Source organism: Corynebacterium sp. CCUG 71335, assembly GCF_024454075.1.
Classification (GTDB): domain Bacteria; phylum Actinomycetota; class Actinomycetes; order Mycobacteriales; family Mycobacteriaceae; genus Corynebacterium; species Corynebacterium genitalium.
Window position 1 is genome coordinate 232,181 of sequence record NZ_JAGPYY010000001.1, and the last position, 13,489, is coordinate 245,669.

General features: G+C 61.6%; 18 protein-coding genes. 5 read left to right on the forward strand and 13 right to left on the reverse strand.

Annotation, left to right across the window (positions count from 1 at the left end):
- Position 1: 1 nt before the first annotated feature.
- The 7 genes from KBX19_RS11355 to KBX19_RS01160 form a co-directional block, all read right to left on the reverse strand.
- Positions 2–1,438: a HAMP domain-containing sensor histidine kinase gene (locus KBX19_RS11355; RefSeq protein WP_005291341.1), complete on the reverse strand. Its 1,437-nt coding sequence runs from the start codon at positions 1,436–1,438 to the stop codon at positions 2–4.
- Positions 1,435–2,133 (reverse strand): response regulator transcription factor, encoded by a 699-nt coding sequence (locus KBX19_RS01135; RefSeq protein ID WP_255997106.1) that lies wholly within the window; start codon positions 2,131–2,133, stop codon positions 1,435–1,437. Before KBX19_RS01135 ends, KBX19_RS11355 begins: the two co-directional genes overlap by 4 nt.
- A 113-nt stretch (positions 2,134–2,246) precedes the next feature.
- On the reverse strand, positions 2,247–2,420 hold the full coding sequence (gene rpmF / locus KBX19_RS01140; RefSeq protein ID WP_005291345.1) for a 50S ribosomal protein L32: 174 nt from the start codon (positions 2,418–2,420) through the stop codon (positions 2,247–2,249).
- A gap of 28 nt (positions 2,421–2,448) precedes the next feature.
- Positions 2,449–2,721, reverse strand: a complete 273-nt coding sequence (locus KBX19_RS01145; protein ID WP_005291347.1) for a type B 50S ribosomal protein L31 — start codon at positions 2,719–2,721, stop codon at positions 2,449–2,451.
- Between the two features lie 139 nt (positions 2,722–2,860).
- The gene (locus KBX19_RS01150; protein WP_050748830.1) at positions 2,861–3,826 is read right to left on the reverse strand and encodes a DUF418 domain-containing protein; all 966 of its coding nucleotides are present in this window, start codon (positions 3,824–3,826) and stop codon (positions 2,861–2,863) included.
- Positions 3,827–3,856: 30 nt separating this feature from the next.
- Complete coding sequence (locus KBX19_RS01155; RefSeq protein WP_005291351.1) at positions 3,857–4,156, reverse strand: hypothetical protein; 300 nt, start codon at positions 4,154–4,156, stop codon at positions 3,857–3,859.
- Complete coding sequence (locus KBX19_RS01160; protein ID WP_083770334.1) at positions 4,153–5,055, reverse strand: CPBP family intramembrane glutamic endopeptidase; 903 nt, start codon at positions 5,053–5,055, stop codon at positions 4,153–4,155. Before KBX19_RS01160 ends, KBX19_RS01155 begins: the two co-directional genes overlap by 4 nt.
- Positions 5,056–5,392: 337 nt before the next feature.
- Here KBX19_RS01160 and rpmB point away from each other — a divergent pair, with 337 nt between their 5' ends.
- From rpmB to rpsR, 4 genes are read left to right on the forward strand one after another with little or no spacing between them, the layout of a single operon-like run.
- Complete coding sequence (rpmB, locus tag KBX19_RS01165) at positions 5,393–5,629, forward strand: 50S ribosomal protein L28 (protein ID WP_040423806.1); 237 nt, start codon at positions 5,393–5,395, stop codon at positions 5,627–5,629.
- Complete coding sequence (gene rpmG / locus KBX19_RS01170) at positions 5,629–5,793, forward strand: 50S ribosomal protein L33 (RefSeq protein WP_005291356.1); 165 nt, start codon at positions 5,629–5,631, stop codon at positions 5,791–5,793. The genes rpmB and rpmG overlap by 1 nt, the downstream gene beginning before the upstream one ends.
- Before the next feature lie 2 nt (positions 5,794–5,795).
- The gene (gene rpsN / locus KBX19_RS01175) at positions 5,796–6,101 is read left to right on the forward strand and encodes a 30S ribosomal protein S14 (RefSeq protein WP_005291358.1); all 306 of its coding nucleotides are present in this window, start codon (positions 5,796–5,798) and stop codon (positions 6,099–6,101) included.
- 18 nt (positions 6,102–6,119) lie between these two features.
- A complete protein-coding gene (gene rpsR / locus KBX19_RS01180; protein ID WP_005291360.1) occupies positions 6,120–6,368 on the forward strand; it encodes a 30S ribosomal protein S18 in 249 nt (82 codons plus the stop codon).
- 101 nt (positions 6,369–6,469) lie between these two features.
- On the opposite strand, the gene KBX19_RS01185 is transcribed toward rpsR, so the two are convergent.
- Entirely contained in the window at positions 6,470–7,363 is an 894-nt protein-coding gene (locus KBX19_RS01185) for a hypothetical protein (protein ID WP_005291362.1), read from the reverse strand.
- Positions 7,364–7,477: 114 nt separating this feature from the next.
- On the opposite strand from KBX19_RS01185, the gene KBX19_RS01190 reads away from it, so the two are divergent.
- On the forward strand, positions 7,478–8,140 hold the full coding sequence (locus KBX19_RS01190; protein ID WP_005291364.1) for a TetR/AcrR family transcriptional regulator: 663 nt from the start codon (positions 7,478–7,480) through the stop codon (positions 8,138–8,140).
- On the opposite strand, the gene KBX19_RS01195 is transcribed toward KBX19_RS01190, so the two are convergent.
- The 5 genes from KBX19_RS01195 to KBX19_RS01215 all read right to left on the reverse strand — a co-directional run bounded on the left by KBX19_RS01195 (position 8,137) and on the right by KBX19_RS01215 (position 13,316).
- A complete protein-coding gene (locus KBX19_RS01195) occupies positions 8,137–8,910 on the reverse strand; it encodes a hypothetical protein (RefSeq protein ID WP_255997107.1) in 774 nt (257 codons plus the stop codon). The genes KBX19_RS01190 and KBX19_RS01195 overlap by 4 nt on opposite strands.
- A 125-nt stretch (positions 8,911–9,035) precedes the next feature.
- Complete coding sequence (locus KBX19_RS01200; protein WP_156774847.1) at positions 9,036–9,590, reverse strand: hypothetical protein; 555 nt, start codon at positions 9,588–9,590, stop codon at positions 9,036–9,038.
- Between the two features lie 62 nt (positions 9,591–9,652).
- The gene (gene purH / locus KBX19_RS01205) at positions 9,653–11,179 is read right to left on the reverse strand and encodes a bifunctional phosphoribosylaminoimidazolecarboxamide formyltransferase/IMP cyclohydrolase (RefSeq protein WP_255997108.1); all 1,527 of its coding nucleotides are present in this window, start codon (positions 11,177–11,179) and stop codon (positions 9,653–9,655) included.
- Positions 11,176–11,781: a phosphoribosylglycinamide formyltransferase gene (purN, locus tag KBX19_RS01210; RefSeq protein WP_370686980.1), complete on the reverse strand. Its 606-nt coding sequence runs from the start codon at positions 11,779–11,781 to the stop codon at positions 11,176–11,178. The genes purH and purN overlap by 4 nt, the downstream gene beginning before the upstream one ends.
- 2 nt (positions 11,782–11,783) lie before the next feature.
- On the reverse strand, positions 11,784–13,316 hold the full coding sequence (locus KBX19_RS01215; RefSeq protein ID WP_255997110.1) for a DUF6350 family protein: 1,533 nt from the start codon (positions 13,314–13,316) through the stop codon (positions 11,784–11,786).
- Positions 13,317–13,489: the final 173 nt, after the last annotated feature.

Consider the following 13,489-nt stretch of genomic DNA (forward strand, 5'->3'; position numbering starts at 1 on the left):
TTTACTCCGACACCGGGCGGCCGGGAAAGACGACGCGGATACGCGTGCCTCCGTCGTCGGACTCTTCGACGGCGATGGTGGCCCCATGACGATGCAGAACCTGCTGCGTGATCGCCAGACCAAGGCCCGATCCCGGCATAGCGCGGGACTCTGGCGCGCGGTAGAAACGCTCGAAAACCTTGCTCCGCTCCTCCACCGGGATTCCGGGGCCGGAGTCGTCGATGATGAGCACGGCGCTGCGCTTCGCTGCACGTAGGGACACACGGACCACCCCACCCGGCGGCGACCACTTCGCCGCGTTATCCAAGAGATTGACGGGGGCGCGGGATAGGGCGTTCGAATCAGCGTCCATCACCCACGGGTCCGCGCGGAAGCGGAACTCCACATCTGGACGGCGGCGCTTGACGCGTTCGACAGCGTCAGTGAGGACCCCGTCCAGACGCTCCGGCTCGAACTCCTTCTGCGGAACATCCTCGCGTGCGAGATCCACCAAGTCGCCGATCAACGTCGACATCTCTTCCATCTGGGCGGTGACATCGTCTTCCAGATCGTTGAGCTCTTGCTCGGCCATCATGGTGCGCTGACCGGAGCGGTGGAGCATTGTCAGCAACTCAATATTGGTGCGCATCGACGTCAGCGGGGTGCGCAGCTCATGGCCAGCATCGGCGACGAGCTGCGATTGGCGCACACGGGAGTCATTGAGCGAAGCCATCATCTCGTTGAGGGATTCAGCCAGGCGGCTGTATTCGTCGTCGCCTTCGACCTCAATAGGCTCAAGCTCGTTGCTATCTCGGACACGATCGACAGAACGCCGGAGACGCTCCAACGGACGCAACGTACTGCGGGCAATCAGCGAGCCGCTGAGTGCGGCCAGCAACGTTCCTAGACCGACAATGCCCATGAGTGTGGCCCGCAACCGGTTGTCCTGGGCGAGCACTCCGCCCGTGTCGCGGGCAAGCGCAACAGTCACGCCGTCGCCGTCGCGGAGTACCGAAACCCACTCGTTGCTGAAGGTTTCCTGCGTCCAATCGGGGCCCTGCCCCTTCCGCGCGAACCTGTCTACGGGAACGGGATCACCGACAAACGGTTGATTCTCACCAGGTGACACCGCTACCCGGTAACCCGGATTGTCAGTGCGAAACTGGTCAACCAGCATACCGAGCATCTCAACATCCGTGCCCGAGGTATCAAGCACGTATTGCGTTTGGCGCATCAGCGCCACAGTACGGGCTTCCAGCTCGAGAACTTCGCCGTCCTCCATGGCCCCTGAGACGGCAACGTAGGACAGCAGGGCTGTTGCACCGACAGCGAGGGTCACAAGGACCGCCGCAAGCGTTGCAATCCTGCTGCGTAGCGACGACGGGCGCGACAGCTCGAGTTCCCGCGACCTAACCCCCTGAATGTCTTGGGTTTCGCCGGCTACACGCCGGAGGATCACGGCGCAGACTCCCGCATCACGTACCCGACACCGCGCACGGTGTGGATGAGACGGGGCTCCCCGGCTGCCTCGGTCTTGCGGCGCAGATATCCAATGTAGACCTCAAGGGCGTTGCCGGACGAGGGGAACTCGTGGCCCCACACTTCTTCGAGAATCTTCTGCCGGGTGAGCACTTTGCGGGGGTTCCGCAACAGCAGGTGAAGCAGGGAGAACTCCGTGCGGGTGAGCGAAATGTGGCGGTCACCGCGACGGACATCGCGAGAAGAAATGTCGAGGTGGAGATCTTCAAAGCTGAGCTCCGAGCCGCCTTCAGCATCCTGCTGAATGGCATCGGCGCGAGCGCGACGCAGCAGGGAGCGTACACGCGCCAGCAGCTCCTCCAGCGCGAATGGCTTGGGCAGGTAGTCATCCGCCCCCGCGTCCAGACCAGCCACACGGTCGGAGACGCCATCGCGGGCAGTGAGCATGAGGATCGGCCGGTCATAACCAGACGAGCGCAATTCACGGCATACTCCCAGACCGTCGAGCTGCGGCATCATCACATCGAGAACTGTCAGGTCCGGTTGCTCTTGCTCAATGCTCGCAAGCGCCTCCTGACCGTCTTTTGCCAGTGCAACGTCGTATCCGTTGAATTGCAGGGAGCGCCGCAAAGACTCCCGGACCGCCTGCTCGTCGTCGACCACCAAAATCTTCATATCACTATTATGACCATACCTAGCTAAAACTCATGACATTGAGGGGCCTTTAACTGTTTTTAGACAGAAAAAACCACCACTTTCGTGGTGGTTTTCACATGGGATTGGCAGAACTAAAATTGCTCGACGTCGATCAGGCCTTGCTGTGCAGCCTTGACCAGGCGGCGCGGGATACGCACAGTCTGGCCGTCGATCTTGGTCTCAACCAGAGCGGCGTTGTCGGCCTTCCACTGGGAGCGGCGGTGGTGCGTGTTCGAACGCGACTTACGGAACTTCGGGGTTGCCATGGTGTCTTCTCCTCCTTAACAGCCGTTACTAGTTGTCGGACTTCTTCTTGCGGCGAGCCATACCGCCGAAACGGCGGTTGAACTTCTCAACGCGGCCAGCGGTGTCCATGACACGCTGCGCGCCCGTCCAGAACGGGTGGGACTCGCTGGTGACATCGACGACGATGAGCGGGTACTCGTTGCCGTCCTCCCACTGGGCGGTACGGCCGGAGGTGGCAGTGGAACGTGTCAGGAACTGGTGGCCAGTACCTGCGTCCTGGAAGATCACCGGGTGGTAATCAGGGTGGATATCGTTTTTCATCTCTTCGTTTCCCTCAGGATTGATACTTCAGGTCGGTTCCGCTTCTCTGCGCTGCTATCTGCGCCAGAAACGGATCGTGCCTGAGTTGGGTGCGAAATGGACTGCAGGGATGTTACCGGCAGCACGTTGAAAAGGAAAATCACGCCCCTGCCGGTTCCGGGCCCGTGGTCACCGCTACGCCCCGCTTGCGCAAAATTCGTTGATCCCGCCGCTTCGCCAGCGGCTCATAGATCCGTTTCATGACCATCTCCACCGGCCCCAGCTTGAAGTTATTCAGCCAAACGACGCTCAAGAGAACTAGTGCTACCGCGATAGCCGCGAAGATGAGCAGAACCCAGTAAGTGAAAAGTGGGCCTTGAATGCGCCGCGCAACCCCGAAGCCGAAGTCATAAAAGATGACGGATGCAATGACGTTCTGCAGGATGTAGCACGTCAGCGCCATGCGCCCGACGGCCGCGAAGGGCTTGCCCACGCTGCCGAGCACGTTGTCTTTCCTCACGTAGAAACCAGCGACGAGCGCCAAAACCCCGAAAGCCACCATCGTTGAGGTGACGTACCGGGCGACCGGAAAACCACTGATGGTGAGGAAAATTCTCACAATCCAATCCAGCGGGAGACCGATACCGAAGCCGATTGCCATGACCTTCCCGCGCAGCCGGTGGCCGTCAGGTTGGAAGAGCCCTGCACGGTACAGGCGTGCAGCAATGATGAACACGCCGATGCCCATGAAGAACATGATGGGCACCTCCCATCGGCCGCCGAGGAGGTCACGCGCGCGGAACTCGACCATGCCCCAGTAGCTCTCGGTGGAGTAATCCCCCATGATTTCATCAAGGCCCAACGCCTCCGGGCCCTTCTCCTTCAGCATGACGTTCAACCCGATGGCAACCATGGTGAATGCAGATACAACGAGCGCGTGCACGCACAGCCCGGCAATCATCCACCCCTTCTGCACCTTCTCACTGCGCGCAAGAATCGGCGCGACAGCAAGAGCGGTCAGACCGTAGCCCATGAGCACGTCGAACTCGAAGATGAAGATGTAGTTCAGCAATCCCTCAAGCACGAGAACGCCGGCACGCCACATGTAGCCGCCTGGCCAGGGCATGCCGCGGCGCAACCGGCTCTGCCGTTGGATCTACACGCCGATGCCGAACATGATGGTCAATAGACCTAGGAATTTGCCGTCGGTGACCAGATACAGGAGAGAATCAATCAGCCAGGTGTCGAATCGGACGTCGGCCCCGCTCGTTCCACGTACAAAATCCATTGCTTGTGCAGCGATGGACTTGTCCGGGAAATAGCCGGTGAGAAAATCCTCGGTCGATCCGGCGAACAACCAAATGTTTGTCAGCAGCGTCCCCAGGATCGCCAGGCCGCGGGCGATGTCGAGGGCAACGATGCGTCGATAAGCATGCCCCTGGGGTTGCGGGTTCATGCGCGCGACAATAGCACCGCCGCCCTGCGCGTGGCGCCGCGAAGGAGCGCACCAGCCGCGATAGTGAAAAGAACGCCTGGGAGCACCCACATCACCCGCGGCTCGATCGGCGGAAGGGTGTAGGTAGCTATGAGGGTTCCCACGTGAAAGCCGCTGTGAATACCCGCCGCTATCCATCCATTACCCCAGCGCATCGCGCACACCGCCGCAAAGACGGCGATACCGAAAGAAGTGACCAGATAAAGCAGGTGATCCACAATCCCTTCCTGTCCCGCCTGCGACAACAAGTGCATGACCGTGAACACGACGGTCGACCACCAGAACCCTAGCCACGGGCGGCCTGGCGTGGACCGAAGTAGCCAACCGCGGAACACTAACTCTTCTGGGATGCCCTGCAGCAAAAATGCGAAGCCGGCGAGCTCAAACACAGCGCCGATGATGACTGCGGCCGACTCAGATGGAAACTCCTCGGGCATCTCACCGTTGGTCATCCCTAACGCAACCGCGATCAAATGCGCCAAGAGAACCAGTGCGCCCGCCGCGACGGTTCCTGCGACCAACCCCGTGACCACCTTGGCGCCGCCAAAACCAGTGGCAGCAAAAGGCCGTCGTTCCGCATAACGCATCCACGCCCAGACAGCCAGAAACGCCAGCACGCAGTTGATCGCGCTCAACCCGAACCGCTGCAGACCAGCGACCACAGGCTGATCTGAGACGCCCGTCACCAGCATCAGCCCGAGAGGGATGAAGGTAGCACCAAGGACGATCACCACCGCGACCACGCCGCGCACAGTGATACCCCACCACGTCAGCGGCAGCCGAGGCGGGGTGGCTGGATCTGAAGGGGTGGTTAGAGAAATGAAGTCATCAGGAGGCGACGCAGCGCGGGAAGTATTCATGGTTTCATCCCACCAAGAACACCGTTTCTCCCGCCACGGGGATCGCACCGATTTCCCCTCAGGGTTGTCCCCGATTTTGCGGCCACTGCCCCACCATGCAAGCTGTCATGGACGCCGCCGCAGATGCCGTTCCAGCGATTAGGAGTTCGCCGGCTGTGGGTGTAGTGTTGACTCTCGCTGTTGTCGAAGTACACGTTTACGCTTAGTCAACCGGTGACTTTTGACGCCCTCGAGCTCACCCGGCCATCCTCACTACCAGGCCGATTTCTAGTTTCGAGTGTGGTGTCAGCTATTACATGTCTCCGAGTTTTCAAGCGGCTAGGAGAAAGAAGTAACCATGTCGGCACATTGCCAGGTCACGGGAAAGCAGCCGTCATTCGGCAAAACCGTGTCTCACTCGCACCGCCGCCACTCGCGTCGTTGGAACCCCAACGTGCAGAAGCGGCGTTTCTACCTGCCCTCTGAGGGCCGTACCATCACGCTGAACGTTTCCACCAAGGGTCTGAAGATCATCGACCGTGACGGCATCGAGTCCGTCGTCGCTCAGATCCGCGCCCGAGGGGAGAAGGTCTAATGCCCAAGAACGACATCCGCCCGATCATCAAGCTCAAGAGCACCGCGGGCACCGGCTACACCTACGTCACCCGTAAGAACAAGCGCAACAACCCGGACCGCATCTCTTTGAAGAAGTACGACCCGGTCGCGCGCAAGCACGTTGAATTCCGCGAGGAGCGATAGAAATGGCTAAGAAGTCCAAGATCGCTAAGAACGAAAAGCGCAAGGAGATCGTCGAGCGTTACGCGCAGCGCCGCCAGGAGCTCAAGGCGATCATCCGCAACCCGGAGACGTCCGACGAGGACCGTCTCGAGGCTCAGTTCGAGCTCAACCGTCAGCCGCGCGACGCCTCCCCGGCTCGCGTTCGTAACCGCGACTCCCACGATGGTCGCCCCCGCGGCTACCTCCGCAAGTTCGGCCTCTCCCGCGTCCGCATGCGCGAGATGGCTCACCGCGGTGAGCTGCCGGGCGTCCGCAAGTCGTCCTGGTAAGCAAGGAGTGCACCAATAATGAAGCGCAACAACAACCGTAAGGCGCGGATGGAGCAGTCCCGCCGCCCGAAGAAGAATCCGCTCAAGGCCAAGGGCATTGAGGCAGTCGACTACAAGGACATCGAGACCTTGCGTCTGTTCATCTCCGACCGCCACAAGATCCGTTCCCGCCGCGTGACCGGTCTGACGCCACAGCAGCAGCGCCAGGTGGCCACCGCCGTGAAGAACGCCCGCGAGATGGCTCTGCTGCCGTTCACCAGCCGCTAAATCACTGGTTGACAGCAGCGTAAGAAAAGCGTCCGCTCCCCTATGTAGGGAGACGGGCGCTTCTTCTATTTCGCGGCCTGTTTGTCGCCGCCTTGCGCGGGCTAGCCGCAGCGGGCGACAGGCAGGGATCCGAGCTGACCGTTCAGCTCAGAGGCAATGTCGTTGAGCATTTGCGTTGCTTTGCCGTAGCCGCCATGGGGTGCATACGCCGTAATGGCGATGGCCACGTCGCCGCGCGGCCCGCGCACGAGACCGAACTGGCGGGCTAGGTATCCCCCACCCTGGTGGTTCCACCCGCCTTTGAAGCGCGCTCCGGGCATTCGCCCCAATCCCCAACGTTGATCGGGCGTGATTCGTGCCATCATGCCCACAACCGGGCCCGAGCCATTCACGCACGGAAGGTTCGCCGCGAAGCGCGCCTGCTCGCTCGTGGTCCACAGTGTGGACATCTTGTGCGCCGGGGAAGTAGCAGTGTGGGTGCGTCCTTCGCCCAGCACTGTCTGCACCTGGTGGGTGGGGATGGCATTGGCCATGCGGTGCATGGCTGGGTTGTCAGATACTGTCACGGCCAATTCTGCATCGCGGTACCAGCGAGGACCGTCCTGTTTGAGCGCTGCGATGGAGACGGGCACCTTCATTGTTGAAAAAGCCGGCTGCGGCCGGTTATCCCCTGCCGTCGCGCTGGCGCCGGGACTGAACACAGAGATGGTGACCTGCCCGCCGTGGCGCGCGTTGACGCGGTTGACAATTCCCTGCAGCTGCGGCTGGATGCTCACCGGTTGAGGGCGTTGCTGCGGGGCGGCTGAGTTCAATCCCAGAGCTTGGCTGGACATTGGGGTTGGCCACCCGAGATCACGCTTGACGTTACTGGGGATCTGGTTGAACGCTTCCACTGCGGCAGGGCCGATAACGGGCATTTCAGCGATGTTCGGGACTGCAATAGTGGGCATCGCGATCCCGGCTGCAGCGAGGAAAGCGGCGAGGTGGCGCATCATGGCTACAGATCATAGCCCTGCTTTCCAGGGAAAGCAGGGCAAGGGTTTAGGCTGCCGCACGGAAGATCGGGTATCTTTTGCTTGACAGGTTTACAGTGTCGCCAGGAGGAAGAAATGGCAGGAAGTGTCGGACGGCCACGGAAGTCGTCGCCGCGACGCTCAGGACGCACGGCACGCGAGGAGATCCTCGACGCGTCTGCGGAGCTGTTCACCAAACAGGGTTTCGCCACAACCTCCACACACGAAATCGCCGATGCCGTGGGCGTGCGTCAGGCATCGCTGTACTACCACTTCCCTTCCAAGGCCGATATTTTCTTGACCCTGCTGAAGTCCACGATCGAACCGTCGCTCGCTCTTGGCGCGGTGCTGCGAGATTCGGATGCGTCTGCGAACCAGAAGCTGTGGGCGCTCGTTGCTGCTCAAACTCGCTTACTGCTGTCCTCAAAGTGGAATATCGGCCGGTTGTACCAGCTGCCAGTGGCCACCTCCGAGGAGTTTGTGGAGTATCACAAGGAACGCGCTGAGCTGGAGGATTACTTCCGCTCCTTTGCGGCTGAGATTGTCGGAGACGACGATCCGCTGGTGGAGATGCCATTCCACATGTCGCTCGCAGCCGTCGAAATGCGCGACAACACGGGAAAGGCGCCCTACCCTCTCGTCACAGATGCGCTGCCGTCGCCATCGGTCATGCTCGCGGACGCGGTGCTCGACGTCTTGCACGCAGAACTTCCGCCGGACCGCGGCGAGCGCACCATCGAACTGCTGGAAAACAGCTAACAGTTCGCCGCAGGAGCACTCTCGAGCGAACCAGCGATCTGCGCTGCCAGTTGAGTCGCCATCGCCTGTCCGCTTTCGTAACTGCCGTCGCCCGCGGTCACAGCGATAGCTACGGCGACATTCCGCCCCACACTGTCGTGCACAAGTCCGAATTGACGGACCTCGTACGCACCATTGCTTGACGACGGCCCCCACCCGCCCTTGAACCTCGCCCCCGGGAGAGTACCTAACCCGTAGGACTGGTCGACCGTGATCCCGCCCATGAGACTGAGTACTGGTTCAGAGCCGGTCACGCACTGCAAGTTGGAGGCGAAGCGGGCTTGCTCAGCCACAGACCAGACAGTTTGGCCGAAGGGCGAGAACTCCGGCCGGATCCGCTCCCGCTGGACCGGAACCGGCGTACCGCCTTCCGCTAGCACCGCTTCCACAGCTTCCGGCGACACGCTGTTCCACAACGCCATCGCGGCGTCGTTGTCGGAGACCATGATGGCCGTCGAAGCCTGCCCCGCCATTTCTGGGTGCTCCTTCAACGCGGCGATAGCAATGGGCACCTTGATTGTGGACCATGCCGCAAAGCCTGTGGTGTCCCCGGCGGAGAACTCACCTCCGCGGCCGGACACCGCGACTTCGGCGCGGCCGCCAAAGCCGCCGAGCACATTGGCAACAGCATCGTTCAGCACGGTCTGGCCATCACCTACTGGCGCCGGAGGAATGACCTGCTCCTGCGGCGCGGGCACGTGCACCGGATCATTGTCAGCGGGGGCTCCCATGGATGGTTCTGGCAGGACACCCCTGTCACCGCCGCCTGCCGGACTGCTGGAACCGACCGTGCATGCGGACAACAACAACGCACACACGGTCGCGCATGAGAACGCGGGAAATCGTCGCACAGGACCTAAGAAATGTAGACAGCCGCGTTGTTCCCGCCGGTGCATGCCACGTGCGCTCCTTGGTCACGGCAGGTCATGTCGTAGTTCTTACCGGTGACGGGGCTGTACACACCGTACAGAGTGACGTTCGGGCTACCGGTGGAGTTGTACTTAGCCACAAAGGCGGAGAACACGTTTGCCGCGAACTGCGGAGTCGTCACATCAGAGTCGTTGACCCAATAATCCGTGTAGTTCTTCGTGGGCTTGTTCGCAGGCTTCGGTTGCTGCTGCTCGTTCGGCGAGGGCGCGTTCACCGTCTGGGTCACGGTGGGGCGATCGCCCTCACTCGGCTGCTGCACGCTGGTCAAGGCGGGCTCATTGGCCGCGCGGTTCGCGTCCGAATTCGTCGTGAAGTAATAGACCAGGAATCCCGTCAGGGCGATGGCTAACAGCCCGGCGATGACGCTCATGATGATCATCCCTGCGTTGGATGATTTCTGTTGCGTCACCGGCGGGTACTGCGGGGGATACATACCAGGCTGGTACTGGTTGTGGGGTGCGCCCCAGTATTCGTTGCTCACACTGTTGATTATTGCACTGTTTCCAGGGAAAGCACTACAAAGGCGCGGGGGCTGACCGGCGGTTAGTGCGAGAAGTGGCGGGTGCCCGTGAAGTACATGGTCACGCCAGCTTCCTTGGCCGCTGCCACAACCTCATCGTCGCGGATGGAACCGCCTGGCTGCACGACCGCCTTCACCCCTGCATCCGCCAAGATCTGAAAACCGTCGGCGAAGGGGAAGAAGGCATCGGAAGCGGCTACTGCACCATTGGAACGGTTACGTCCCTCGTCAAGGGTGTTCGCGCGCTCGACTGCCAGACGGGCCGAGTCGAGGCGGTTGACTTGCCCCATGCCAACACCCACCGCGGCTCCATCGCGGGCAATGAGGATGGCGTTGGACTTCACGCATCGCACGGAAGTCCACGCGAACTCGAGGCCCTTAAGGGTTTTCTCATCAGCCGGCTCACCGGCGGCAAGCTCCCAGTTCTCCGGCTTGTCACCGTCGGCCTGGTAGATGTCGCGATCTTGCAGCAGCGTGCCACCGGAGATCTGCACGATGTCCATTCCTTCACGCTCTGGCTGCTCGGCGGTGAGGATGCGCAGGTTCTTCTTGGTTTGCAGCAGCTCCAGGGCATCCGGGGCGTAACCAGGCGCAATGATGACTTCGGTGAAGATCGGGGCGACTTGCTCAGCCATCTCCACAGTGACTTCGCGGTTGGCGGCGATCACACCGCCGTAGGCGCTGACCGGGTCGCAGGCGTGGGCCTTGGAGTGCGCCTCGGCGATAGAGGTGTCCGAGACTGCGATGCCGCACGGGTTCGCGTGCTTGATCACGGCCACGCATGGACGCTCGTGGTCCCAGCACGCGCGCCAGGCAGCGTCAGCGTCTTGGTAGTTGTTGTAGCTCATCTCCTTGCCGCCGTGCTGGGTGGCACCCGCCAGGCCCGTACCGTCCGAGATGAGGGTCGCGGACTGGTGCGGGTTTTCGCCGTACCGGAGAGTCGTCCGCGTGCTCCCTTCGTCCAGTTGCTCGGCGAACCAGGCGGATACTTCAGAGTCGTAGATCGCGGTGTGCGTGAACGCGTCTGCCGCGAGCTGGCGGCGCTGCGCTGCGTCGAAGCCACCGCCTCGCACAGCGTCGATGACTTCGCTGTACCGCGAAGGGTCCACCACGACCGCGACGGACGGGTGGTTCTTCGCAGCCGCGCGCACCATCGAGGGGCCACCAATGTCGATCATCTCGACGACCTCGTCGAATCCCGCACCGGAATCAGCTGTCTCACTAAACGGATAAAGATTGACCACGACGAGATCGAACGGCTCCACACCGAGCTCCTGGATCTGCTTGACGTGCTCTTCCTTGCGCAGGTCAGCCAGAATACCGGCGTGAACGCGCGGGTGCAGCGTCTTCACACGGCCCTCGAGCACCTCCGGGAAGCCGGTCAGCTCCGCGACCTCAGTCACGTTCGCGCCAGCGTCCTTGATGTGCTGCGCAGTCGAACCAGTGGAGACGATCTCCACGCCAGCCTCGGCGAGAGCAGTCGCGAGCTCATCCAGGCCCGTCTTATCGAAAACACTGATCAGGGCACGTTTGATAGGTGTGCGGGTCATGCGGAGAACTCAACCTTTCCGGTCGTCGTGGGGGTGGCGCGATGGAGCGTATCGACGATCAACTCGCGCTCCATCACCTTAATCCGTTCGTGCAACTCTTCTTCAGTTTCACCCTCGCGCACATTCAGCGCACGCTGGGCAATGATTTCGCCCGTGTCTACCCCCGAATCGATGTAGTGCACCGTCGTTCCGGTGACTTTCACGCCGTACGCCAGAGCGTCCCGGACGGCGTGCGCTCCGGGGAACGCCGGCAGAAGTGCTGGGTGGGTGTTGATGAGCGAGCCTTCGAACCGATCCAAGAAACCCTGCCCGAGGATCTTCATGAATCCGGCGGAGACGACCACATCGGGGTCTGTACTCGCCACCGTCTCCGCGAGACGGACATTCCACTCGTCGCGGTCACCCTCCACTGCGACAACCTCGGCGCGGATCCCAGCAGCGCGCGCCCGGTCCAATGCAGGGCACTCAACGTCGGCGACGACGAGGTCTACGCTGTAGCGGCCTTGGTGATCAAGGATGGCCTGCAATAGCGTCCCCGACCCCGACACCAACACGGCAACGGAAATCTCTGGAGAGCCTGAAGAGTCTGACACAACGGCCAAGTCTAGTCCGTGACGGGGCGCTGCGTTTCACTCAACGGGTCAGCCTCATCGGCCTCGAGCCCGGCTTCGCCTTCCCGCTGTTTCAGAACTGAGTAGGCAGTGGATCCGCCTGCTGGCTGCTCTCTCTCAGAGACACCCTCATCGGATTCTTCCGGCTCGGGTTTGCACTCGGGCTGAGGTTCTTCGACATCGCGGTGGCCGTCTTCACGCCCGTCCGTCTCGAGCTCCCTTGGCACGTCGACGACATCCGCCTCATCCGCGTGGTCAACATCATCCGCGTCCTCAGCATCCGCAGTATCCTCGGCGTCTGCTGCCACAGTGCGGCCTCTGATCGCTGCCACGATCCAGGCCAAGCCAATCACTCCTCCAACCCAACATAGTGCCGCTAGGGCGAAGAACAAAGGTGACGGCCCGATCCAGCCGTACGCACCGACATGGCCGCCAGCCATGAGCGCGCCAACAAGAGCGAAAACGGCAGCGATGAGGGTGCAGGCGGCGATGTCGATGGGGAGGAAACGTCGAGAAGCGACGAAGTGGATGAGCACCGCTGCCGGCACGATCATCAGCACTGGCGCCCACGCGGGCACAGTGCCTGGGATCGCGCCGAAGAGCGGCAGCGGCGGAAGCGGCACAAGTGCAGCACTGAAGAGAGAGACACCGCCCTCGGCGATCTGCATCGGAGCGCCGAGCAACACGGACTGTGTGGAGATGACCGCGTTCGGCAGATAGAGGATACACAGCCCCACCAGCGCGAGTACCCCTCCCCCATCCAAAACCGGGAACTGGGCGACTAGGTCCGTGATGCGTCCGTAGCCGACAGCGAGCAGCGCAAGGTAAACGATCGCCGCGGCCGTAAGGAGGCGTAGCGCGAGCGTGGCCATTGCGCGGGTGGCGCTGATCAACGCGACCGGCAATGAGGCACGATCGAACAGCGCGCGCCACAGCCGCTCACTCATGCCGCACGCCATCCCAGCGAGGTGAACGAACACCGGAATGAAGAGCGCCTTGTGAATCGCAGGCGGACTGACGGGAAAAACGCTCGACGCATCCGCCACCATGAACCACGCTATCGCGGAGAGGGTGAACGGAATGAGCACCACAAGGCCAAAGATCGCATACAGATCGAGCACACTCACCCGCTCGCGCGTGGCGACGCGGACACGCCACGCAATGAACGCAGCCACCAAGACCGCCGGCAAGAGCGGAAGTGAGCCCAAGATCACACCATCGAAAATCACGGGTACACCGTGGAGCACGAACCACGTCTCTGCGATCGCGGCGGGCAACGCGGCGACGCGACCACCAGCGAGCAGGATAGTAGCCAGGCAGACGGCGATAATGCCCAGCACAAGCACGATATTGGGCACGCCGATGTACGGCGCGTAATGGCGGACGCGCTCCTTCATCGTCGACGGCGCTGCCGGTGTCGCGTTCGCCCGCGCAGCATCTGATACATTCACTGAGCGCGGGCGACGACGAGCGACCGTGGGCGACGTTCGGGACGAACGCGTCGGAGGACTAGACTTCTTACTCATTGCATTCCACCTTGTCACGGGTGACGTGCGAATCGTGGTCAGACACGTTTGTCAGACACTTCACTTTCCGGCGTAACACATGAGATCTTCCACCCGATTTGGTTAAAGTTGCCCGAAAGGTTGCTTAACGTTCTGGAATTGGCTAATCTGTGGCCGGTAGATAACAACTCGGT